Genomic DNA, 22,959 nt, shown 5'->3' with positions numbered 1-22,959 from the left:
CCCACGGGCCGGCTTTTTCTTGCCCGTCCCAGGCGTCGACGGGCCGCATAAGACAATCCCGCCATGGCTACCTACCGCATTGCCCCCAGCATCCTGTCGGCCGACTTCGCCCGCCTTGGCGAAGAGGTGCGCAACGTCATCCACGCCGGCGCCGACTGGATCCACTTCGACGTGATGGACAACCATTACGTGCCCAACCTCACCTTCGGCCCGATGGTGTGCCAGGCGCTGCGCAAGCATGCGGCCCGGGCCGACGGCACGCCGGTGCCCATCGACGTCCACCTGATGGTGCAGCCGGTGGACAGCCTGGCCCAGGCCTTCGCCAAGGCCGGCGCCGACCTGGTGAGCTTTCACCCCGAGGCCAGCGCGCACGTGGACCGCACGCTGCAGCTGATCCGCGCCGAGGGCTGCCAGGCCGGGCTGGTGTTCAACCCCGCCACGCCGCTGGACGTGCTGGAGTGGGTGATCGACAAGGTGGACCTGGTGCTCATCATGAGCGTGAACCCGGGCTTCGGCGGCCAGAGCTTCATCGACAGCGCCCTGCGCAAGACCGAGCAGGCGCGCAAGCTGATCGACGCCAGCGGCCGCGACATCCGGCTGGAAGTGGATGGCGGCATCAAGGTCGACAACATCCGCCGCGTGGCCGATGCCGGCGCCGACACCTTCGTGGCCGGCAGCGCCATCTTCGGCCAGCCCAACTACAAGGCGGTGATCGACGCGATGCGCGCCCAACTGGCCGGCTGACCTGCGGCCAGCATGCTTCGACACGCGCCGAAGCATTCAACACCCGGGGCCGGCGAGCATGGCCGCCATGACTGCCGACCTCCTCTCCTCCCCCACCCTGCTCCTGCTGCTGCTGTTCACTGGCGCCGTGTTCGCGCTGGCGGGCTTCGTCAAGGGCGTGATCGGCCTCGGCCTGCCCACCATCGCCATGGGCTTGCTGAGCCTGCAGCTGGCCCCCTCGCAGGCCGCGGCGCTGCTGGTGGTGCCTTCCTTCATCAGCAACGTGTGGCAGCTGGTGGGCCATCCAGGCCTGCGCGCATTGTTGCGGCGCCTGGCCACGATGCTGGGCGGCGTGTGCATCGGCACCTGGCTGGGCGCGGGCTGGCTCACGGGCGGCCCCAGCCGCTGGGCCGGCGCGGCGCTGGGCCTGGCGCTGGTGGCCTACGCGCTGATGGGCCTGCTGATGAAGCCCTGGCGGCTGCCGCCGGGGCAGGAGCGGCTGTGGTCGCCGCTGGTGGGCCTGGCCACCGGGCTGGTGACGGCGGCCACCGGCGTGTTCGTCATTCCCGCGGTGCCCTACCTGCAGGCGCTGGGCCTGGAGAAGGAATCGCTGGTGCAGGCGCTGGGCCTGTCGTTCCTGGTTTCCACGCTGGCGCTGGCGGCCACGCTGGGCGGCGGCGGCGCCCTGCCGCTGCCGGTGCTGGCGGCCTCGGTGGCTGCGCTGCTGCCCACGCTGGCCGGCATGGCACTGGGCCAGCGGCTGCGCCGCAGCACCCGGCCGGAACGCTTCAAGCGCTGGTTCTTCCTCGGTCTGCTGGCGCTGGGCCTCACGCTGGCGCTGCGCGCGCTGGCGGCCTGACGGACTCCCGGCCATGACGGCGCCCGAACCGCGCTTCGCGAAGGTGGCGGCGATGATCGCCGACCCCACCCGCGCCCGCATGCTGGCATTGCTGATGGGCGGCCAGGCCCACACCGCGGGTGAGCTGGCGGCGGGCGCCGGCGTCACCGCGGCCACTGCCAGCGGCCACCTGTCGAAGCTGGTGGAAGCGGAGCTGCTGTGCCTGCGGCCGCAGGGCCGCCACCGCTATTACCGGCTGGCGGACGAGCGCATCGCGCATGCGCTGGAGGCGCTCTCGCTGGTGGCCGAACGCTCCGCGGGCGACGGCAAGTGGCTGCAGCCGGGCTACCGCTCGCTCAAGCACGCACGCACCTGCTACTGCCACCTGGCCGGCGAGCTGGGCGTCGCCTGGCTGCAAGGCCTGCTGCGGCAGGCGCACCTGCGGCCGGAGGACGGCCACTTCGTGCTGACCGAGGGCGGCCGGCAGGCGCTGGCCGCCAGCGGCCTGCAGCTGACTGCGCCGACGCCCACCGCACCCACGGCCCGGCGCCGCTTCGCCTACCCCTGCCTGGACTGGTCGGAACGGCGCGACCACCTGGCCGGCACCCTGGGTACCGCCTTGCTCAGCCATGCGATGGCCAGCGACTGGCTGCGAAGGCAGGGCGAAGGCCGCGCGCTCCAGCTCACGCCCACCGGGCGCCAGGCCTTGGCGCCTTGGCTGGGCGATGCGGCGCGCTGAGCGCCTCGGCCGTCAGCGCACGGCCGGCGCCGGCGGATCGGAAGCTGGCGACGACGCGGCCGACGCGGCCTGTGCCACCGGCGGCGTGCCCACGGTGCGGGTCACGGTTTCCTTGATGAGCCCGCCGCCCTTCACGCTGCCGCTCTGCTGGCCCAGGCCGTTGGCGCGCTTGACGCAATCGGCCTGTTCGGCCGCGGGCAGGCCCTGGCAGCGCTGCAGTGCGTTCTGCTGGTAGCGGTCGGCCTGGCCGTCGTCCAACGTGCCGCGCCGGCGTTCGTCCTGCGCCGCGCCGGCTTCCTTCAGGCAGGTGGCACGGTCCTGATGGGAGGTGCCGTTGAGGCACGCGGCGCGTTCCGCTTCGGCGCGTGAAGCGGCACTGCCCGCGGCGGTCTGGGCCTGGGCCTGGGCCGGCGCCATCTGCGTGGCCAGGCCCAGCAGGCAGGCAGCCGCCAATGCGGCCAGGCGCTGGCAGGAAGCCGGCGCGGGCGAAAGGTTCAGGGCACGGGCGGTCATCGTCATCTCCATGCGGTTCTAGGAATACCAGGAGACTAGGCGCCGCCGCGCCCGGTGCGTGCAGGCCTTGTGCCAGCGCCTGCCCAAGCCAAGGGCGGCCACCACCGTAGGATGTGTCCTGCATGGCCGCGCAGCGGTTATGGTGCGCACCCTATGCCGCTCGACACCTCCCACCTGCAAGCCGCCATCGTCGACCTCGACGGCACGATGGTGGACACGCTGGGCGACTTCATGGTCGCCCTCACCCACATGCTCGACGACCTCGGCCTGCCGCATGCGGAGCGCGCCTTCGTCGAGCGCACCATCGGCAAGGGCAGCGAGCACCTGCTGCGCAGCACGCTGCAGCATGCGGCCGGCGAGCCGCCTTCGCAGGCCATGTTCGAGCATGCCTGGCAGCGCTACCAGCAGCACTACCTGGCCATCAACGGCCAGCATGCCGACGTGTTTCCCGGCGTGGCCGAAGGGCTGGAACTGCTGCGGGCCGCCGGCCTCCGGCTGGCCTGCCTGACCAACAAGCCGCTGTCCTTCGCGCAGCCGCTGCTGGCGGCCAAGGGCCTGGCGGGGCACTTCGCCTTCGTGTTCGGCGGCGACAGCTTCGAGCGCAAGAAGCCCGACCCCCTGCCGCTGCTCAAGACCTGCCAGGCACTGGGCACGGCGCCGGCCCGCACGCTGATGCTGGGCGACTCCGCCAACGACGCGCAGGCCGCGCGCGCGGCCGGCTGCCCGGTGGTGCTGGTGACCTACGGCTACAACCATGGCGAGCCGGTGCAGGCGGTGGATGCCGACGGCTTCCTCGACCGGCTCGACCAGCTGGCGCTGCCCCGCCGCTGAAGCACCGGCTGCGCCATGGCCCTGCACTTCGACCTGACCGACCTGCGGCTGATGCTGCGGGTGGCCGAGACCGGCAGCCTCACGCGCGCGGCCGAGGCGGTGCACCTCTCGCTGCCCGCGGCCAGCACCCGCATCAAGCACCTGGAGGAAGGCGCGGGCGCCAAGCTGCTGCTGCGCACGCCACAGGGCGTGTCGCTGACGCCGCCCGGCGAGGCCTTGGTGCACCATGCCCGCGTGGTGCTGGCGCAGATCGAGCACCTGCGCGACGACCTGCAGGAATACGCCGAAGGCATCAAGGGCCACCTGCGCGTGTATGCCAACACCACGGCGCTGGGCGAATACCTGCCGCCGGTGCTGCACCGGTACCTGCAGCGCCACCCGGACGTGAGCGTCGACCTGCGCGAACGGCTCAGCCACGACATCGTGCGCGCGGTGCAGGAAGGCCAGACCGACATCGGCATCGTGGCCGGCAACGTGCGTACCGACCGGCTGCAGGTGCTGCCCTACCGCAGCGACCGGCTGGTGCTGGTGGTGCCTGCCGGCCATGCAATGGCCAATGCCGCCGAGGTGGACTTCGCCGACACGCTGGCGCTGCCGCACGTCGGGCTGACGGAAGCCAGTGCGCTGCACAGCTTCCTGCGGCAGATCTGCGAAGGGCTGCAGCGCCACCTGCGCGTGCGCATCGAGGTGGGCAACTTCGAGGCCGCCTGCCGCATGATCGAAGCGGGCATCGGCGTGGGCGTGCTGCCCGATTCCGCCGCCCGCCGCCATGCGGCCACGATGGCCATCCACCGCGTGCCGCTGCGCGACGCCTGGGCGCTGCGCGAGATGCAGGTGTGCGTGCGCAGCCTGGAGGCGCTGCCGCCCTTCGCGCGCGACCTCGTCACGCTGCTGCAGGAGGATGCGCGGGCGGACGCCGCGCCGCCGCTCAGTCCGCGTACACCCCCGCGGCCTTGATCATCGGCGCGTAGCGCTCGGTCTCGGCCTTCAGCCAGGTGCGCAGGGCTTCGGGCGTCTGCTTGCTCTCGGGCACCACCTCGGCGCCCAGCTCGGCCATGCGGGCGGTGACGCCGGGGTCCTTCAGCGCGGCACGCAGCGCGGCATTGAGCTTGTCCAGCGCTTCCTTGGGCGTGCCCTTGGGCGCATACACGCCATGCCACACCACCACCTCCACGCCCTTCAGCCCGGCCTCGGCCAGCGTGGGCGCATCCGGCAGCGCCTTGATGCGCTGCGCGGTGGTGGTGCCGTACATCTTCACGGTGCCGGCCTTGATGTGCTGCACCGTCTGCGTGGTCTGGTCGCACAGCACGTCCACCTGGCCGCCGAGCAGCGCCGTCATCGCCGGCGCGGTGCCCTGATAGGGCACGGTCTGCAGCTCCACGCCCACCGCCTGCCGCAGCACCATGCTGCACAGGTGCGACACCGCGCCCAGGCCGGCATGCGCCAGGTTCACCTTGGCGGCGTTGGCCTTCAGCCAGGCGGCCAGTTCCTGCGCGTTGTTGGCCGGCAGGTCCTTGCGGCCCAGCAGCGTCATCGGCACGTCGACCACCTGGCCGACGTACTCGAAGTCGGTCTGCGCGTTGAAGCTCAGCTTGCGGTACAGCGAAGGCGCGGTGGCCATGCCGTTGTGGTGGATGAGCACGGTGTAGCCGTCGGGCGCGGCCTTGGCCACGTAGCCCGCCGCCAGCGTGCCGCCGGCGCCCAGCTTGTTCTCGATCACCACCGACTGGCCCAGCGTCTTGGCCATCGCGGCGCCCACCGAGCGGGCCACCACGTCGGTGGGTCCGCCGGCCGCAAAGGGCACCACCAGCGTGATCGGCTTGTTCGGGTAGCCCTGGGCCCAGGCGCCCAGGCCGAAGGCGAGCGCCGCGGCGCCAGCCAGGAGGTGTCGGATCGAGGTCATGCGGTTGTCTCCGTTGGTGGTGTCTTTGTCAGGCGCCGACGCGCGCCAGGATGGCCCGCGCACGCAGGATCACGGGCTTGTCGATCATCTTGCCTTCCAGTGCCACGGCCGCGCCCCCCGAGGTTTCCGCCATCTGCAGCACCCGGCGCGCCCATTGCACGGCCTGCTCGGTGGGGGTGAAGGCGGCGTTCACCGCGGCCACCTGGCGCGGGTGGATGCACAGCTTGGCGCCGAAGCCCAGGCGGCGCGCGCGGTCGCTGTCGTGCTGCAGCTGCGCGGCGTCGTCGATGGCGACGCTCACGCCGTCCACCGGTGGCTGCAGCTGCGCCAGCCGCGAGGCCAGCACGATCTGCGAGCGGAAGAACAGCAGCTCCTCGCCTTCGCCGTCGATGCCCAGGTCGAGCTGGAAATCGACGCTGCCGAACACCAGCCGCTGCACGCCGGGCACCGCGGCCACCGCACGCAGCTGGTCGATGCCGGCGGCCGTCTCCACCAGCGGCAGCACCGGTCGGCCGAGGGCGGCCACGCGCTGCACGTCGGCCATGCGCTCGGCCTTGGGCAGCATGACCGCCGCCACGAGCGCATGGGTGCACAGCGCCAGGTCGGCCGCGAACCATGCGGTGTCCGCCGCGTTGACGCGCACGACCACGGGCCGCGCATCAGCACCTGCGAGCCACGCCTGCAACTGCGTGCGGGCGGTGTCTTTGGCATCGGGGGCCACCGCGTCTTCCAGGTCCACGATCACCGCATCGGCACCGCTGCCCAGCGCCTTGGCGATGCGCTCGGGCCGGTCGGCCGGCACGAAGAGGTAGGAACGGGCCGCGCTCACGGCAGCAACCGCCCCACCACCGGGGCCTCGGCCAGCGACCAGATGCGGGCGATCGCCTCCCGCATCTCGGCCTCGGTGGCGCCGCCGCGGTACGTGGCCAGGCGCACGGCCTTGTCCTCCAGCTCCGCGCGGCTCAGGGTGTTGCCGGGGTCGCCCTTGGGCTCGTCCACCCGCGCGGCCAGCACCCGGCCGTCGGCGGTGGTGACCTCCACCTTGCCGATCCAGCGCGCCGGATAGGCGCCGTCCACCTCGTCGTCGAGCTGCATGCGCACCTTGTCGCGGAAGGCGGCCACGGCCGGCGCGCGGTAGAAGGCGTCGAACTCGGTGAGGCCGGCCTGGCCGTGCACCGCGATCAGGCCCAGCACCGTGCCCATCGAGAACTTGCCCTGGTGCACCGTCTGCGGGTCGGTCACCGGGCCCAGCACGTCGATCGCGCCCTGGTGCACCTGCGCAGTGACGCTGGCGACGTCGCCCGCCGTCAGCCGGTGGTCCCGCATCAGCCGCTGCAGCGCGTCCGCCGCCGGGTGGGTGTGGCGGCACGAGGCGTGGAACTTGAAGGAGGTCTCGGCCAGCGCCCAGCGGGTGCCCAGGCCATCGGTGAGCTTGCGTGGATCGGCATCGGTGGACATGCCGGCGGCCATGCCCTGCGCGCCGTCCAGGATGCGCCGCGCGCCGGTGAAGCCGTCGGCCGCCAGGTAGGCCGCGGTGAGCCCGGTGCCGGCGGCATGCGCGGTGTGCAGCTGCTTGCTGTCGGCCGCGTCGCGCAGGAACTCCCACAGGCCCGCGGCCTGGGTGCCGGCCGAACCGAAGGCATGCAGCATCTGCGCGGCATCCAGCCGCAGCAGGTGGCCCACGGTGGCCGCCGCGGCGATCGAGCCCACCGTGCCGGTGGTGTGGAAGATGCGGTAGTGCGAGCGGCCCATGAACTCGCCGATGCGGATGCCCACCTCGTAGCCGGCCACGGCCGCGGTCAGCAGCTCGGCACCGCTGCGGCCCAGCGCCTGGGCCACCGCCAGCGCCGGCGGAAACACCACCGCGGCCGGATGGAAGACGGAGCCGTTGTGCACGTCGTCCTGCTCGGCGAAGTGCGAGGCCGCGGCATTGGCCATCGCCGCGGCCAGCGGGCTGCTGCCGCTGCGGTGCACCAGCACCTCGCTGGGGCCATCGGCCGGACCCATCATCGTGTGGAAGCGCACCAGGCTTTCCACCGGGCGTGCGCCCTTGCCGGCCAGGGTGGAGCCCAGCCAGTCGAGCATCAGGTCCTCGGCCCGGCGCAGCACCGGCGCGGGAATCCGGTCGAAGCGCAGGCCGGCGGCGAAGGCGGCCAGGGCTTGTGTGGGATGGTCGTCGTGCATCAGGAGCTCCGGTTCACACCGCGCGCTCGGCGCGCAGGCGTTGGATGTCGTCGGCGGCGAAGCCCAGCTCGGCCAGCACCGCCTCGGTGTGGGCGCCCAGCGCGGGCACCGGGCCGATGCCGGCGTCCTGCGCATCGCGCACGCCGGGCGGCAGCAGCGTGGGCACCGGGCCGGCCGGCGTGGCCACCTCGGTCCAGCGCTGCCGGGCCTGCAGCTGCGGATGGACCCACACGTCGGACATCGTGTTGACGTTGGCATTGGCGATCTGCGCGTCCTCCAGCCGATGCACCACCTGCTCGGCGGTGAGGGTCGCGAAGGCCTCGACGATCAGGGCCCGCAGCGCATTGCGCGCGGCCGAGCGCTTGCCATTGCTGGCAAAGCGCTCGTCGTCGGCCAACGCCGGCTGCTGCAGCACCTTGGCGCAGAAGGCCTGCCATTCGCGCTCGTTCTGCAGGCCCAGCATCACGCTCTTGCCGTCGCCGGTCGGGAACGGACCATAGGGGTAGATGGTGGCGTGCGCGGCGCCGGCGCGCGGCGGCGGCGGCGCGCCATCGAAGGCGTAGTACAGCGGGTAGCCCATCCACTCGACCATGCATTCCAGCATCGACACGTCGATGCGCTTGCCCACACCGGTGATGCCGCGCTCGATCAGCGCCGCCAGCACGTTGGAGTAGGCATACATGCCGGCGGCGATGTCGGCGATGGAGCAGCCCGCCTTGGCCGGCTCGTCCGGCGAGCCGGTGATCGACACGAAGCCCGACTCGCTCTGGATCAGCAGGTCGTAGGCCTTCTTGTCGCGGTAGGGACCGGGGCGCTCCACATCGTCGCCATAACCCGAGATGTCGCACACGATGAGCCTGGGATGCTGCGCATGCAGCGCCTCGAACGACAGGCCCAGCCGCGCCGCGGCGCCGGGTGCCAGGTTCTGCACCAGCACGTCGGCCTGGGCCAGCAGCTTGCCGAGCACCTGCGCCGCCTCCGGGTGCTTGAGATCCAGCGTCACGCTCTCCTTCGAGCGGTTGGTCCACACGAAGTGCGAGGCCAGGCCCTGCACCCGTTCGTCGTAGCCGCGGGCGAAATCACCCACGCCGGGCCGCTCGACCTTGATGACGCGGGCCCCCAGCTCGGCCAGCTGGCGGGTGCAGAAGGGCGCGGCGATCGCATGTTCCAGCGCCACCACGGTGACGCCGGCAAGGGGAAGGCGGGCAGCAGCCATCAGAACGACCTCGGCAGCCCGAGCAGGTGCTCGGCCACGTAGCTCAGGATCAGGTTGGTGGAGATGGGTGCCACCTGGTACAGGCGCGTCTCCCGGAACTTGCGTTCCACGTCGTATTCGTTGGCGAAGCCGAAGCCACCATGGAACTGGATGCAGGCGTTGGCCGCCTCCCAGCTGGCCTTGGCCGCCAGGTACTTGGCCATGTTGGCCTGCGCGCCGCAGGGCTGCTGCGCATCGAACAGCTCGCAGGCCTTCCAGCGCATCAGGTTGGCGGCCTCCACCTCGATGTAGCTCTCGGCGATGGGGAACTGCACGCCCTGGTTCTGGCCGATGGGGCGGCCGAACACCACGCGATCCTTCACGTAGGCGCTCACCCGGTCGATGAACCAGTAGCCGTCGCCGATGCATTCGGCCGCGATCAGCGTGCGCTCGGCGTTCAGCCCGTCGAGGATGTACTTGAAGCCCTGGCCTTCCTCGCCGATCAGGTTCTCGGCCGGGATCTCCAGGTTCTCGAAGAACAGCTCGTTGGTCTCGTGGTTGACCATGTTGGGGATCGGCCGCACCACCATGCCGTGGCCGATGGCGCTCTTCAGGTCGACCAGGAAGATCGACATGCCCTCGCTCTTCTTCTTCACCTCGGCCAGCGGCGTGGTGCGGGCCAGCAGGATCATCAGGTCGGAGTGCTGGATGCGCGAGATCCACACCTTCTGGCCGTTGACCACGTAGCGATCGCCGCGGCGCACCGCGGTGGTCTTGATCTTGGTGGTGTCGGTGCCGGTGGTGGGCTCGGTCACGCCCATGCTCTGCAGGCGCAGCTCGCCGGTGGCGATGCGCGGCAGGTAGCGCTGCTTCTGCTCGGCGCTGCCATGGCGCAGCAGCGTGCCCATGTTGTACATCTGGCCGTGGCAGGCGCCGGAGTTGCCGCCCGAGCGGTTGATCTCCTCCATGATCACCGAGGCTTCGGTCAGGCCCAGGCCCGAGCCGCCGTACTCCTGCGGGATCAGCGCGGCCATCCAGCCGGCCTTGGTCAGCGCATCCACGAAGGCCTCGGGGTAGCCGCGCTGCTCGTCGACCTTGCGGTGGTACTCGTCCGGAAACTCCGCGCACAGCGCGCGCACCGCATCGCGGATGTCCTGGTAGGCGTCGGGGGTGTGGTGGTTTTGCATGACAGGGTTCCTCAGGCCAGCTCGGCGGTGGCCTGCATCGCCAGGTGGCCCTGGTGGTCGCGGGCCCACAGCGTGAAGCGTCCACCCTCGTCGGGCCGGCCGCAGACGTGGAAGCGGTGGATGTCGAAGATCGGCCGCACCGCCTTGAAGGCGAAGCGGCGCACGGTGGCCTCGGGATGCTGGCGGCGCAGGTTGTCCAGCAGCAGCGTGGCAATCAGCGGGCCGTGCACGATCAGGCCCGGATAGCCCTCGACGCCGGTGACATAGGGCTGGTCGTAGTGGATGCGGTGGCCGTTGAAGGTGAGCGCCGAGTAGCGGAACAGCAGCACCGGGTCGGGCACTATCTCGCGCTCGAAGGTGGCGTCGGCAGGCGCGGGCTGTGGCGGCACCTCCGGCGCGCCGGGCTGCAGCGGGTCGCGGTAGACGATGTCGTGCTCCTCGGTCAGCGCCAGGCCGTTGGCGCCCGACAGCTCATGCCGCACGGTGACGAAGACCAGCGCGCCGCTGCGGCCCGACTTGGTCGAGACGCTGCGGATGGTGGAGGTGCGCACGCCCTCCTCGCCCACGCGCAGCGGCTGCAGGAACTCGAGCCGGCCGCCGGCCCACATGCGGCGCGGCAGCGCCACCGGGGGCAGGAAGCCGCCGCGCTTCGGATGGCCGTCGGGCCCGATCTCGCGCGCCGGCACCTGCGGATTGAAGTAGATCCAGTGCCACAGCGGCGGCACCGGCGTGCCGGCGGTGGGCGGCGGGTCGTCGCGGTCCAGCGTGGCGGCCAGGCCGGCCAGGGGCGCGGCGGCGATCAGGTCGTGGCGGGTCTCGCTGCGCCCGACCCAGGCGCTGTAGTCATGGTGCTCTGTCATGGGCGCAGCATCGCGCGGCCGGCGGCCGGCCGCCATTCGCATTTGCCGAAGCGAGGGTTTTGCGCCGCGAAAGCCCGTCGGGCCGGCGCCTGCCGCACCGCTGGCACACTCGGGCTCCAGCCCGCACGGGCCGCCCGGCGCCCCGCCCGTGCCATGCAGCAGATCTTTGCAGTAACGATCCCCTTCTTCGCCTTGGTGTTGTCCGGTTGGCTGGCGGCCCGCCAGCGCGTGCTGCCGGACACCGCCATCCCCGGCCTCAACGCCTTCGTCCTGTACTTCGCGCTGCCGGCGATGCTGTTCCGCTTCGGCCGCACCACGCCGCTGGGCGAGCTGCTGAACCCGGTGGTGCTGGGCGTGTATGCGCTGGCGGCGCTGGTCATCGTGTTCGGCACCGTGTGGTTCACCCGCTCGGCACGGGTGCACCTGAAGGATGCTGCGTTCGGCGCGCTGGTGGCGGCGTTCCCCAATTCGGGCTTCATGGGCGTGCCGCTGCTGGCCACCCTGCTGGGCCAGGCGGCGGCCGGGCCGGTGATCAGCACCATGCTGACCGACATGGTGCTGACCTCGTCGCTGTGCATCGCGCTGGCGCAGGCGCACGAGGCCAGCGGCCAGGGCTCGCGGGCGGCGGCGCTGAAGGCGCTGCGCGGCGCCGCTTCCAATCCGCTGCCGTGGTCGATCGCGGCCGGCGCGGCGGTGGGCGGCATCGGCCTCGAGTTCCCGCGGCCGGTGGACGTCATCATCCGCATGCTGGCCGACGCGGCCACGCCGGTGGCGCTGTTCACCATCGGCGCGGTGCTGTGGCGGGCCGGCCAGCATGCGCACACCCGCACGCCGGTGGCGCTGTACCTGCCGGTGGCACTGATCAAGCTGCTGCTGCATCCGGCGCTGGTCTACGGCCTGGGCCGCGCGGCGCAGGCCGCCGGCCTGCCGCTGAGCGGCGGCCAGCTCACGGCGCTCACCCTGGCCGCCGCGCTGCCCAGCGCCAGCAACGTCTCGATGCTGGCCGAGCGCTACGGCGCCGACGACGGCCGCGTGGCCCGCATCATCATGAGCAGCACGCTGCTGGCGTTCGGCACCTTCAGCCTGGCCGCCTGGTGGATGGGGGCGGGGTAACTCCTGTCATCGCGCTGCCAAACATTCGGCTCATGATGGCTGACCGGCCGCGCACAGGCCGGCATGCCAAGAGGAGTCGAGGACATGAGTACCACTTCGCTGCCGCTTGCGCGGCTGACCCTGGCCGCTGCCTGCGCGGCGGCCTGCCTCCCCGCCGGGGCGGTGACCTGGAACACGCTGAACGGCCAGGCGCCGATCATCATCGGCCACCGCGGCGCCTCGGGCTACGTGCCCGAGCACACGCTGGCCAGCTATGCCAAGGCCATCCAGCAGGGCGCGCACTACATCGAGCCCGACCTGGTGCTCACGCGCGACGGGCACCTCATCGCCCGCCATGAGCCGGTGCTGGACGGCACCACCGACGTGTCGGCCAAGTTCGGCGCCGACCGGCGCAGCACCCGCATGGTGGACGGCGTGAGCACCACCGCCTACTTCGCCGACACCTTCACGCTGGCCGAGATCAAGACGCTGCGCGCCATCCAGCCGACCGCCAGCCGCGACCAGAGTCTGAACGGCCTGTACGAGATCCCGACGCTGGACGAGGTGATCAACCTGGCCAAGACGCAGAGCGCGGCCACCGGACGCACGATCGGCATCTACCCGGAGCTGAAGCACAGCACCTACATGAAGCAGCAGTCGCTGGCGGCCGGCCGCTCGGCCACCTACTTCGAGGACACGCTGGTCAGCAAGCTGCACGCGGCCTACGGCAACACGCAGAACGCGCCGGTGTTCATCCAGTCCTTCGAGTCGGCCAACTTGCAGTACCTGAACGGCCAGACCGACATCAAGCTGGTGCAGCTGGTCGACGCCAACGATGTGCGGGCCGACGGTTCCATGGACCTGACGCCGCCCTACGACCGCCCCTACGATTTCACCGTGGCCGGCGACCCGCGCACCTTTGCCGACCTGCTGACGCCGCAGGGCCTGGCCTTCGTGGCCACCTATGCCGACGGCGTGGGCCCGTGGAAGCCCTACCTGGTGAAGACGGTGGACGACGGCGTGGACCGCGACGGCGACGGCAAGCTGACGGTGAACGACCGCCGCGTGGACGGCAGCACCGGCATCATCGAAGCCGCCCACGAGGCCGGCCTGCAGGTGCATGCGTACACCTTCCGCAACGACTCCGGCGGCTACGGCTTCGCCGACCCGCAGGCCGAGATGGAGTACTACCTGCGCCTGGGCGTGGACGGCGTGTTCACCGACTTCCCCGACACCGGCGTGGCCGCCCTGGCCGCCGCCGCGGTGCCGGAGCCGGAGACCTATGCGCTGATGCTCGGAGGGCTGGCGGTGGTGGGGTGGGTGGCGCGGCGACGCGCAACGACCCCTGCGAACAGCAAGCGCTGACCGTTTCGCCAAGGTCGGCGCGGCTACGGCGCCTGTCTAGACAGGCGCCGCCACCCCCAGCCGCTCGCTCCATGCCCTGAACTCCGCCTGCAGCCCCGGCTCCACCGGGATGCCCTGCTGCAGCCGCACCGCCTGCTTCTCCAGCTCCGGGTCGCCGGGCATGCGGGGCGAGCCGGGCTCGGCGGCCAGGGTCTGGGCCATGTGGGCGACGGTGGCGGCCAGCATCGGGCCGCCGGCGAAGCGCATCGGGTCGATGGCGAGGAAGAAGGCGCCCAGTTCGCGCGGCTGGTCGAGCTGCTCGTACATCGGCGTGATGAACGGGCCGTACGGATTGCCGTTGAGCGGGCCGCACAGCAGCTCGATCACCAGCGCCAGGCCGTAGCCCTTGTGGCCGTAGTCGGTGCCGCCCAGCGGCCGCAGCGCGCGGATCTGATGCGGGTCGGTGCTGGGCCGGCCCTGTTCGTCCACCGCCACGTCGGGCGACACCGCGTGTCCCTCGCGGCGGGCGTTCATCACGCGGTTCCAGGGGATGGAGGTGGTGGCCATGTCCAGGCACACCGGCTCGCCGCCGGCGCGCGGGAAGGCCACCGAGATCGGGTTGGTGCCGAAGAACGGCTGGTGGCCGCCCTGCGGCGCGGCGATGCGGTCGGCGTGGGTGAAGGCGATGCCGACCAGGCCGGCCTGCGCCGCCTCCCGCGTGTACAGGCCGATGGCGCCGCAGTGCGACGAATCGGCCACGCCCACCGCGCCGATGCCGCTTTCGCGTGCCAGCCGCATCGCCAGCCGGTTGGCATGGTGGGCCACCACGATGCCCAGGCCGCGGTCGCCGGCCACCTGGGCGGTGCCCGGGCCGGTGAGGGTGTCGCGCATCGCGGGCCGTGCGCGGATCGATCCGTGGTGCAGCCGGTTGAGGTAGTGCGGCAGCCGCGCGATGCCATGGGAATCGATGCCCCAGAGGCTGGTCTGCACCAGGCTGTCGGCCACGGTGCGGGCGTCGTCGGCCGGTACGCCGGCGGCCTGCAGGCAGCGCCGGCCCCAGTCGCGCAACGCGGTGTGCGGCAGGTGAACGATGGTGGTGTCTCTCGTCATGCGGTGGCTCCCTTCAGCCCGCCCAGCGCCTGCTGCAGCGTGGCGCGCACGCCGGCCTGCTGCAGCGACTGCAGCCAGCGCAGCACCGGGCCGCTGAAGGCCGCTTGCCCGGCCAGGTCGCCGAACACCGGCGCATGGGCCAGCACCGCGGCGGCACCGCCTTGCGCGCGCAGTGCGGCCAGCGTGCCGGCCAGCGGATCGTCGACGGCATGCGCCTCGCCGGCCTCGTCCACGCCGCTCAGGTGGTGCAGCCAGCCGGCCACGGCCAGGGCCAGCAGCTCGATGCCCGCGCCCTGCTGCAGCCGGTGGCGCACCGTGCCCAGCAGCCGCTGCGGCAGCTTCTGGCTGCCGTCCATCGCGATCTGCCGCAGCCGGTGCTGCAGCGCCGGGTTGGCATAGCGGCCGACGATGCGCGCGCTGTAGGCCGCCAGGTCGAAGCCCGGCGTGGCGGGCAGGGTGGGAATGATCTCCGTGGCCATCAGGGTCTCGATCAGTTGCCGGAACAGCGGCTCGCGCACCGCTTGGTCCACGGTGCGCAGGCCGGCCATGGCGCCCAGGTAGGCCAGCGTGGAATGGGTGCCGTTGAGCAGCCGCAGCTTGGCCAGCTCGAAGGGCGCGACGTCGGCCACGAAGCGGGCACCGCCGTGCTCCCAGGCCGGGCGGCCGGCGGCGAAGCGGTCTTCGATCACCCAGTCGAGGAAGGGCTCGCCGATGACCGGCCAGGCGTCTTCCGCCCCCAGCGCCGCACTCACCTGCGCGCGATCGGCCTCGGTGGTGCGCGGCACGATGCGGTCGACCATGCAGGCCGGAAAGCTGCAGGCCGTGCCGATCCAGTCGGCCAGTGCCGGGTCCACCTGCCGCGCCATCGCCAGCACCAGGCCTCGCAGCAGGTGGCCGTTGGCGGGCAGGTTGTCGCAGCTCAGCAGCGTGAGCGGCGGCCACCCACGTGCGCGCCGCAACGCCAGCCCGTGCACGATGAAGCCCAGCGCGGTGCGCGGCGATGCGGGGTGCACCAGGTCGTGCTGCACGTCGGCGTCGTCGATCCGCAGCGCGCCGCTGGCGGGGTCGTGGTGGTAGCCCTTCTCGGTCACCGTCAGGCTCACGATCCGCGTGCCCGGCGCGGCGATGCGCTCCAGCACCGCCTGCGGATCCTCGGGCGCCACCAGCAGCTCGATCAGGCTGCCCACCACCTGCAGCCGCTGCCGCGGCCGGCCCTGTTCATCCGCATCGCGCAGCGCCAGCGTGTACAGGCCCTGCTGCGGCGCCAGCGCATCGCGGGTGTCGGGCTGCCGCAGCGAGACACCGCAAAGGCCCCAGCCCCCGTCGCCGGTGGCTTCGATCGCCGCATCGTTCACCACCGCCTGGTGAGCGCGGTGAAAGGCTCCCAGGCCCAGGTGCACGATGCCGACCGACAGCGCGGCACGGTCGAACGCCGGCCGCTGCACGGCGGCCGGCAGCCTGGCCAGCCCGTCAGCCTGCAGCCGCGGCATGCCGCTCACCAGCTCCACAGCGTGCCGTCGTGCTGCTGGCGGTTCACCGGCAGGTAGGCGCGCTGGTAGGGGTAGCGGGCGGCCATCGCCTCGTCGATGTCCACGCCGTGGCCCGGTGCTTCGCCCGGGTGCATGAAGCCGCGGTCGAAGCTGTAGGCATGCGGGAACACCGCGTCCGTCTCGTCGGTGTGGCGCATGTATTCCTGCACGCCGAAGTTGGGCACCCAGAGGTCGAAGTGCAGCGCCGCGCCCATGCACACCGGCGACAGGTCGGTGGCGCCGTGGCAGCCGGTGCGCACCTGGTAGACGGACGCGAAGTCGGCGATGCGCCGCAGGTGCGTGATGCCGCCGGCATGCACCACCGTGGCACGGATGTAGTCGATCAGCTGGTGGGTGATCAGGTCCTTGCAGTCCCAGATCGTGTTGAAGATCTCGCCCACCGCCAGCGGCGTGACGGTGTGCTGGCGGATGAGCCGGAAGGCCTCCTGGTTCTCGGCGGGCGTGGCGTCTTCCATCCAGAACAGGCGGTAAGGCTCCAGCGACTTGCCCAGCCGCGCCGCCTCGATCGGCGTGAGCCGGTGGTGCACGTCGTGCAGCAGGTGGTGGTCCCAGCCGATGGCGCTGCGCACCGCGTCGAACAGCTTGGGCGTGTGGTCCAGGTACTTCTCGGTGCTCCAGTCGTGCTCGCTGGGCAGGTCGGCATCGGCGGGTTCGTAGAACAGCCGGCCGCGGCCCACGCCGTACACCTTCTCCAGCCCCGGCACGCCGCTCTGCGCGCGGATGGCCTTGTAGCCCAGCTCGGCGTAGCGCAACACCTCGTCGGTGGTCTCGGCGATGTCGCGGCCGTTGGCATGGCCGTACACCATCACGCCGGTGCGGCTGGCACCGCCCAGCAGCTGGTACAGCGGCAGGCCGGCGGCCTTGGCCTTGATGTCCCACAGCGCGGTGTCCACCGCGGCGATGGCACTCATCGTCACCGGCCCGCGGCGCCAGTAGGCGCCCTTGTAGAGGAACTGCCAGATGTCCTCGATCTGGTGCGCGTCGCGGCCGATCAGGCAGGGAATGACATGGTCGGTCAGGTAGCTGGCCACCGACAGCTCGCGGCCGTTGAGCGTGGCGTCGCCGATGCCGGTCAGGCCCTCGTCGGTCTCGATCTTCAGGGTGACGAAGTTGCGCCCGGGCGAGCAGACGATGACGCGTGCGTTGGTGATCTTCATGGCGGGGTTACATCACGGCGCCCAGCTGCCAGGGCACGAACTCCTGCTGGCCGTAGCCATGGCGTTCGCTCTTGGTGGGGGTGCCCGAGGCGGTGGCCAGCATGAGCTGGAAGATGCGCTCGCCCAGCTCGTCCACCGTGGCTTCGCCTTCGACGATGGCGCCGCAGTCGATGTCGATGTCGTCCTGCTGGCGCAGCCACAGCGCGGTGTTGGTGGACAGCTTGAGCGAAGGCGATGGCGCGCAGCCGTAGGCCGAGCCGCGGCCGGTGGTGAAGCAGAGGAGGTTGGCGCCGCCCGCCACCTGGCCGGTGGCCGACACCGGGTCGTAGCCCGGCGTGTCCATGTACAGCAGGCCGCGGTGGCGCACGGGCTCGGCGTATTCCAGCACCGCCTCCAGCCGGGTGGTGCCGCTCTTGGCGATGGCGCCGAGCGACTTCTCCAGGATGGTGGTGAGCCCGCCCGCCTTGTTGCCGGCCGAGGGGTTGTTGTCCATCTCGGCGTCGTTGCGCTCGCAGTAGCGCTCCCACCAGCGCAGGCGCTCGATCAGCTTCTGCGCCACCGCCGGCGAGGCGGCGCGCCGCGTGAGCAGGTGTTCGCCGCCGTAGATCTCCGGCGTTTCCGACAGGATGGCCGCGCCACCGTGGCGCACCAGACGGTCCACCGCCGCGCCCAGCGCCGGGTTGGCGCTGATGCCCGAATAACCGTCGGAGCCGCCGCACTGCAGCCCCACCGTCAGGTGGCTGGCCGGCACCGGCACGCGCTGCACGCGGTTGGCGTCTGGCAGCAGGGCGCGGATCAGCTCGACGCCGCGTTCCACGCTGGCCGCGGTGCCGCCGCTGTCCTGGATGTTGAAGCTGTGCAGCATGGCCGAAGGCGCCAGCCCTTCCTGCTGCATCAGCCCGGCGATCTGGTTGGTTTCGCAGCCCAGGCCCACCACGATGATGGCCGCGAAGTTGGGATGCCTGGCATAGCCGCCCAGCGTGCGGCGCAGCAGCTGCAGCGGCTCGCCGGCGCTGTCGGTGGCGCAGCCGGCGCCGTGCGTCAGCGCCACCACGCCGTCCACGTTCGGGTAGGCGCGCAGCAGGTCGTGCTCGGGCGGCAACCGCGGGTCGGGCCGGAAGCGCTCGGCAATCGCCCGGGCCACCGTGGCCGAGCAGTTCACCGAGGTGAGGATGCCGATGTAGTTGCGCGTGGCCACGCGGCCATCGGCCCGCACGATGCCCTGGAAGGTGGCCGGCTGCGCCACGTACTGCGTGGGCTGGGCGTCCTGGCCGACGGCGTAGTCGCGCTCGAAGTGGCTGAAGGCCAGGTTGTGGCTGTGCACATGCTGGCCGGCGGCGATGGGCCGGGTGGCGGTGCCGATGATCTGGTTGTAGCGCCGCACCGGCTGGCCGGCCGCGATGGCACGCACCGCCACCTTGTGGCCGGCGGGGATCAGCCCGCTGACCGTCACGCCCTCGCCTTCCAGCACGGTGCCCGAGATCAGCTGCCGGCGGGCGATGACCACATCGTCGTTGGCATGGATGCGTATGTGGCTCATGGCGTGCTCAACCGTCGCTCAGTTGTCGATCAAGGCGGGGTCCCATGCATGCACCTTCTGGTGCTGCTCGCCCAGGCCCTCGATGCCCAGGCGCATCTCGTCGCCGGGCTTCAGGTAGGTGGGCGGCTTCCGGCCCATGCCCACGCCGGGCGGCGTGCCGGTGCTGATGAGGTCGCCGGGCTGCAGCGTCATGAAGCGGCTGACGTAGCTCACCAGCGTGGCCACGTTGAACACCATCGTGCGGGTGCTGCCGTTCTGCACGCGCTGGCCGTTGACCTCCAGCCACAGGCCCAGCTGCTGCGGGTCGGGCACCTCGTCGGCCGTCACCAGCCACGGGCCCACCGGGCCGAAGGTGTCGCAGCCCTTGCCCTTGTCCCAGGTGCCGCCGCGCTCGATCTGGTATTCGCGCTCCGACAGGTCGTTGACCACGCAGTAGCCGGCCACGTGCTTCAGCGCATCCGCCTCGCTCACGTAGCGCGCGGTGCTGCCGATCACCACGCCCAGCTCCACTTCCCAGTCGCTCTTGACCGAGCCTTGCGGCAGCACCACCGCGTCGTTGGGGCCCATCAGCGCGGTGATGGCCTTCATGAAGATCACCGGCTCCGCAGGCACCGGCAGGTTGCTCTCGGCCGCATGGTCGGCGTAGTTCAGGCCGATGCAGATGAACTTGCGCATGCCCGACCACGGCGTGCCGATGCGGCCGGGCTTGTCCAGCACCGGCAGCGTGGCGGTGTTCAGCTCGCGCAGCCGGGCCAGGCCGGCTGGCGTCAGCGTGTGGGCGGTGATGTCGGACAGCTCGCCCGACAGGTCGCGCAGCACGCCCTGGGCGTCGATCAGGGCGGGGCGTTCATGGCCCTTGGGGCCGACTCTCAGCAGTTTCATGCGTTGCTTCTTTCGTGTGTCAGTTGGACCAGCCGCCGTCGATGACCTGGGCGGTGCCGGTGGTGAAGGCGGATTCATCGCTGGCCAGGTAGACGGCCAGCGCGGCGATCTCCTCGGTGCGGCCCAGCCGGCCCATCGGCTGGCGGGCCACGAAGGCGGCTTCCACATCGGCAATCGACTTGCCGCTGGCGCGGGCCTGCGCATCGATGCGCTGGCGCAGCGAGGGTGATTCCACCGTGCCCGGGCAGATGGCATTGCAGCGGATGCCTTCGGCCACGAAGTCGGCCGCGACAGACTTGGTCAGGCCGATCACCGCCGCCTTGGTGGTGCCGTAGACGAAGCGCCCCGGCGCGCCCTTGATGCTGCCGGCCACCGAGGCCATGTTGACGATGGCGCCGCCGCGCTGCGCCCGCATGCCCGGCAGCACCGCGCGGATCAGCCTGTACATCGAGCGCACGTTCAGCTCGAAGGAGAAGTCCCAGGCCGCGTCGTCGCACTCCAGGATGCTGCCCGCGTGCACATAGCCCGCGCCGTTGAACAGCACGTCGATGCGCCCGGCCTCGGCCACCGTGGCGGCGATGGCGGCGGCGTCGGTCACGTCCAGCCGGCGGGTGGTGATGCCGGGCGTGCCGCCCAGCTCGGCCAGCAGCCGGTCGTCGATGTCGGTGGCGATCACCGTGGCGCCTTCGCGGGCGAAGGCCAGCGCGGTGGCGCGGCCGATGCCCTGCCCCGCGGCGGTGACGAGGCAGCGCTTGCCTTGCAGTCGGTCGGTCATGCGTTGAGCTTTCAGCGGATCAGGAAACGGTGTGGAAGGCCACGCGCCGGCGCTCGATCTCCGGCCAGTGCCAGGCGATGCCCAGCCCCGGCGCATCGGGCGCCACCGCCTGGCCGTCGGCGATCAGCAGCCGGCTGGTGGTCACCGCATCCAGCTGCGGGATGTATTCCACCCACTGCGCGGCCGGCACCGCGGCGCACAGCGACACCTGCAGCTCCATCAGGAAGTGCGGCGCCACCATCAGGTTGTGCGCCTCGGCCAGGTGCGCCGTCTTGAGCCACGGCGTGATGCCGCCGATGCGGGCCACGTCGGCCTGCACGATGTGGCACGCGCCCTGCTGCACATAGGCCGCGAACTGCCCCGGCGAGTACAGCGATTCGCCCACCGCGATGGGCAGCGTGGCGGCGGCCGCCAGGCGTGCATGGCCTGCGATGTCCTCGCTGGGCAGCGGCTCCTCGAACCAGGCGATGCCCAGCTCCGCATACCGCGGCGCGCGGCGCAGCGCCTCGCCCAGGTTGAACACCTGGTTGGCATCCACCATCAGCTCGAAGCCCGGGCCCACCGCCTCGCGCACCGCGCGCAGGCGGTCCAGGTCCTCGCTCAGGTGCGGCTTGCCCACCTTGACCTTGGCGCCGCGGAAGCCTTGCTCCTTTGCCAGCACCGCCTCGCGCACCAGGGTGTCGGTGGCCAGGTGCAGCCAGCCGCCTTCGGTTGTATAGACAGGTATGCGCTGGCGGGCGCCGCCGGCCGCCAGCCACAGCGGCTGGCCGTCGCGCAGGCAGCGCCAGTCCCACAGCGCGGTGTCGATGGCCGCCAGCGCCAGGCTGGTGATGGCGCCCACCGAAGTGGCATGCGTGGCGAACAGCAGGTCGCGCCAGATGCTTTCGATGCGCGCTGGGTCGCGGCCCAGCAGCCGCGGCGCCAGGTGGTCGCGCAGCAGCGCCACCACCGAGGAGCCGCCGCTGCCGATGGTGTAGCTGTAGCCCACGCCCTCGGAGCCGTCGTCGCAGCGGATGCGCACCAGCGGCGTCTCCTGCGTGACGAAGGTCTGGATCGCATCGCCGCGCGGCACCGGCGGCGGCAGGTCCACCTGCGAGATCTCGACGCTGCGGATGCGGGTCACTTCAGAAGCCCCAGCTGCTGCGGCAGCCACAGCGTGAGCGCCGGCACGTAGGTGATGGCGATGAGCGCGCCCACCAGCGGCACCAGCCAGGGCAGGATGGCCATGGTGGTGCGCTCCACCGACAGCCGCGAGATGCGCGCCAGCACGAACAGCACCATGCCCAGCGGCGGATGCAGCAGCCCCACCATCAGGTTGAGCACGATGATCAGCCCGAAGTGCACCGGGTCGATGCCCATCTTCAGCACGATGGGCAGCAGGATGGGCACGAGGATGGTGATGGCCGCGATGGTGTCGATGAAGCAGCCGACGAACAGGATCAGCAGGTTGGCCAGCAGCAGGAAGACCCACGGGCTCTGCGTCACGCTGAAGATCCAGTCGGTGAGCATCTGCGCCGCCTGGGTGGTGGTGAGCAGCCAGGCGAAGATGGACGCGGCGGTGACGATGAACAGCACCGAGGCCGTGGTCTCGATGGTGTCCAGCGTGGCCTTGGCCAGCGTGCGCAGCGTCATCGAGCGGTAGCGCACCAGGCCCAGGAACAGCGCCCAGATCACCGCCGCCACCGCCGCCTCGGTGGGCGTGAACCAGCCCATGGTCATGCCGCCGATCAGGATCACCGGCGCCATCAGCGCCATCACCGCGCTGAAGTTGAACTTCCAGTCCAGCAGCAGCAGCGCCACGAAGCCGATGCCCGCCGCCATGTTGGGCGACACGCCGGCCAGCGTCAGCAGCCACACCGCCATCGGGAAGGCCAGCACCACCAGGATCTCGATGCTGGCGCCGCCCAGCTGCTTCCAGCTGAAGGGCGTGTCGCTGCCCCAGCCGTTGCGCCGCGCGAACCAGGCCACCGTCACCATCATCAGCAGCGTCATGAACACGCCGGGCAGGATGCCCGCGACAAACAGCGCGCCGATGGAGACGTTGGCCATCATCCCGTAGATGACGAAGGGCAGGCTGGGCGGAATGATGGGGCCCAGCGTGGCCGAGGCGGCGGTGACGCCCACCGCGAACTCGGTGGAGTAGCCGTGGTCCTTCATCGCCTTGATCTCGATGCTGCCCAGGCCGGCCGCATCGGCGATGGCGGTGCCGCTCATGCCCGAGAAGATCACCGAGCCGATGATGTTCACCTGGCCCAGGCCGCCCTTCATCCAGCCCACCAGGGCCACGGCGAAGTTGTAGATGCGGCCGGTGATGCCGGCGATGTTCATCAGGTTGCCGGCGAGGATGAAGAAGGGCACCGCCAGCAGCGGGAAGCTCTCGATGCCCGCGATCATGCGCTGCGCGATCACGATGTCGGGCACGCTGCCCGAGATGGTGATGTACAGCAGCGAGGCGCCGGCCATCGCCACCGCCACCGGCATGCCGATGACCATCAGCAGCAGGAAAGAACCGATCAGGATGGCCATGCGGTCGCCC

Annotated in this window: 22 protein-coding genes; 7 read left to right on the top strand and 15 right to left on the bottom strand. The window is 71.3% G+C overall.

The features are described 5' to 3' along the window. The first annotated feature begins 63 nt into the window (after positions 1-63). Genes rpe through VO99_RS13375 form a run of 3 tightly spaced genes read left to right on the top strand, consistent with a single transcriptional unit; the run spans position 64 to position 2,300 of the window. Positions 64-744 carry a ribulose-phosphate 3-epimerase gene (gene rpe / locus VO99_RS13385; RefSeq protein WP_046113360.1) on the top strand — a complete coding sequence of 227 codons (681 nt, stop codon included), beginning with the start codon at positions 64-66 and terminating at the stop codon, positions 742-744. A 58-nt stretch (positions 745-802) separates the two neighbouring features. Then, entirely contained in the window at positions 803-1,582 is a 780-nt protein-coding gene (locus tag VO99_RS13380; protein ID WP_046113359.1) for a sulfite exporter TauE/SafE family protein, read from the top strand. A 13-nt stretch (positions 1,583-1,595) separates the two neighbouring features. Further along, positions 1,596-2,300, top strand: a complete 705-nt coding sequence (locus VO99_RS13375) for an ArsR/SmtB family transcription factor (protein WP_046113358.1) — start codon at positions 1,596-1,598, stop codon at positions 2,298-2,300. Between the two features lie 12 nt (positions 2,301-2,312). Here VO99_RS13375 and VO99_RS13370 read toward each other — a convergent pair whose 3' ends face one another. Further along, positions 2,313-2,813 (bottom strand): hypothetical protein, encoded by a 501-nt coding sequence (locus VO99_RS13370; protein ID WP_157039556.1) that lies wholly within the window; start codon positions 2,811-2,813, stop codon positions 2,313-2,315. Positions 2,814-2,966: 153 nt separating this feature from the next. Here VO99_RS13370 and gph point away from each other — a divergent pair, with 153 nt between their 5' ends. Next, positions 2,967-3,644: a phosphoglycolate phosphatase gene (gph, locus tag VO99_RS13365; RefSeq protein WP_046113357.1), complete on the top strand. Its 678-nt coding sequence runs from the start codon at positions 2,967-2,969 to the stop codon at positions 3,642-3,644. A gap of 15 nt (positions 3,645-3,659) precedes the next feature. Further along, positions 3,660-4,601, top strand: a complete 942-nt coding sequence (locus tag VO99_RS13360; RefSeq protein WP_046113356.1) for a LysR family transcriptional regulator — start codon at positions 3,660-3,662, stop codon at positions 4,599-4,601. Here the strand turns inward: VO99_RS13360 and VO99_RS13355 are convergent. The 6 genes from VO99_RS13355 to VO99_RS13330 are packed head-to-tail and all read right to left on the bottom strand — an operon-like array spanning position 4,573 to position 10,973. Further along, a complete protein-coding gene (locus VO99_RS13355; protein WP_083440577.1) occupies positions 4,573-5,547 on the bottom strand; it encodes a tripartite tricarboxylate transporter substrate-binding protein in 975 nt (324 codons plus the stop codon). The two genes, VO99_RS13360 and VO99_RS13355, sit on opposite strands and share 29 nt — an antisense overlap. A gap of 28 nt (positions 5,548-5,575) precedes the next feature. Continuing rightward, positions 5,576-6,376 (bottom strand): HpcH/HpaI aldolase/citrate lyase family protein, encoded by an 801-nt coding sequence (locus VO99_RS13350; protein WP_046113355.1) that lies wholly within the window; start codon positions 6,374-6,376, stop codon positions 5,576-5,578. Next, complete coding sequence (locus tag VO99_RS13345; RefSeq protein ID WP_046113354.1) at positions 6,373-7,731, bottom strand: MmgE/PrpD family protein; 1,359 nt, start codon at positions 7,729-7,731, stop codon at positions 6,373-6,375. The genes VO99_RS13350 and VO99_RS13345 overlap by 4 nt, the downstream gene beginning before the upstream one ends. A 13-nt stretch (positions 7,732-7,744) precedes the next feature. Next, positions 7,745-8,947 carry a CaiB/BaiF CoA transferase family protein gene (locus VO99_RS13340; RefSeq protein WP_046113353.1) on the bottom strand — a complete coding sequence of 401 codons (1,203 nt, stop codon included), beginning with the start codon at positions 8,945-8,947 and terminating at the stop codon, positions 7,745-7,747. Beyond that, positions 8,947-10,113, bottom strand: coding sequence for an acyl-CoA dehydrogenase family protein (locus tag VO99_RS13335; protein WP_046113352.1), 1,167 nt, complete (start codon positions 10,111-10,113; stop codon positions 8,947-8,949). Before VO99_RS13335 ends, VO99_RS13340 begins: the two co-directional genes overlap by 1 nt. Before the next feature lie 11 nt (positions 10,114-10,124). Then, positions 10,125-10,973, bottom strand: coding sequence for an HTD2 family dehydratase (locus VO99_RS13330; RefSeq protein WP_046113416.1), 849 nt, complete (start codon positions 10,971-10,973; stop codon positions 10,125-10,127). 153 nt (positions 10,974-11,126) lie between these two features. On the opposite strand from VO99_RS13330, the gene VO99_RS13325 reads away from it, so the two are divergent. After that, positions 11,127-12,086, top strand: a complete 960-nt coding sequence (locus VO99_RS13325) for an AEC family transporter (protein WP_046113351.1) — start codon at positions 11,127-11,129, stop codon at positions 12,084-12,086. 84 nt (positions 12,087-12,170) lie between these two features. Then, the gene (locus tag VO99_RS13320) at positions 12,171-13,430 is read left to right on the top strand and encodes a glycerophosphodiester phosphodiesterase (RefSeq protein WP_083440566.1); all 1,260 of its coding nucleotides are present in this window, start codon (positions 12,171-12,173) and stop codon (positions 13,428-13,430) included. 36 nt (positions 13,431-13,466) lie between these two features. Here the strand turns inward: VO99_RS13320 and VO99_RS13315 are convergent, their stop codons facing one another. From VO99_RS13315 to VO99_RS13280, 8 genes are read right to left on the bottom strand one after another with little or no spacing between them, the layout of a single operon-like run. Then, on the bottom strand, positions 13,467-14,519 hold the full coding sequence (locus VO99_RS13315) for an Ldh family oxidoreductase (protein ID WP_046113350.1): 1,053 nt from the start codon (positions 14,517-14,519) through the stop codon (positions 13,467-13,469). After that, complete coding sequence (locus VO99_RS13310; protein ID WP_046113414.1) at positions 14,516-16,009, bottom strand: mannitol dehydrogenase family protein; 1,494 nt, start codon at positions 16,007-16,009, stop codon at positions 14,516-14,518. The genes VO99_RS13315 and VO99_RS13310 overlap by 4 nt, the downstream gene beginning before the upstream one ends. Before the next feature lie 5 nt (positions 16,010-16,014). Further along, positions 16,015-17,226: a D-mannonate dehydratase ManD gene (manD, locus tag VO99_RS13305; RefSeq protein WP_046113349.1), complete on the bottom strand. Its 1,212-nt coding sequence runs from the start codon at positions 17,224-17,226 to the stop codon at positions 16,015-16,017. Positions 17,227-17,233: 7 nt separating this feature from the next. Then, positions 17,234-18,766 (bottom strand): UxaA family hydrolase, encoded by a 1,533-nt coding sequence (locus tag VO99_RS13300; RefSeq protein WP_046113348.1) that lies wholly within the window; start codon positions 18,764-18,766, stop codon positions 17,234-17,236. An 18-nt stretch (positions 18,767-18,784) separates the two neighbouring features. Continuing rightward, the gene (locus tag VO99_RS13295) at positions 18,785-19,648 is read right to left on the bottom strand and encodes a fumarylacetoacetate hydrolase family protein (protein WP_046113347.1); all 864 of its coding nucleotides are present in this window, start codon (positions 19,646-19,648) and stop codon (positions 18,785-18,787) included. Between the two features lie 19 nt (positions 19,649-19,667). Next, the gene (locus VO99_RS13290) at positions 19,668-20,423 is read right to left on the bottom strand and encodes an SDR family oxidoreductase (RefSeq protein ID WP_046113346.1); all 756 of its coding nucleotides are present in this window, start codon (positions 20,421-20,423) and stop codon (positions 19,668-19,670) included. Positions 20,424-20,442: 19 nt separating this feature from the next. After that, a complete protein-coding gene (locus VO99_RS13285) occupies positions 20,443-21,546 on the bottom strand; it encodes a mandelate racemase/muconate lactonizing enzyme family protein (RefSeq protein WP_046113345.1) in 1,104 nt (367 codons plus the stop codon). Then, a complete protein-coding gene (locus VO99_RS13280; RefSeq protein WP_046113344.1) occupies positions 21,543-22,949 on the bottom strand; it encodes a TRAP transporter large permease in 1,407 nt (468 codons plus the stop codon). The genes VO99_RS13285 and VO99_RS13280 overlap by 4 nt, the downstream gene beginning before the upstream one ends. Between the last annotated feature and the right edge of the window lie 10 nt (positions 22,950-22,959).

The sequence above is a fragment of the Aquincola tertiaricarbonis genome, from assembly GCF_000969605.1.
Classification (GTDB): Bacteria; Pseudomonadota; Gammaproteobacteria; order Burkholderiales; family Burkholderiaceae_C; genus Aquincola; species Aquincola tertiaricarbonis.
Note: the sequence above shows the minus strand (reverse complement) of the source record. Positions and strands in the feature narration are given on the sequence as shown.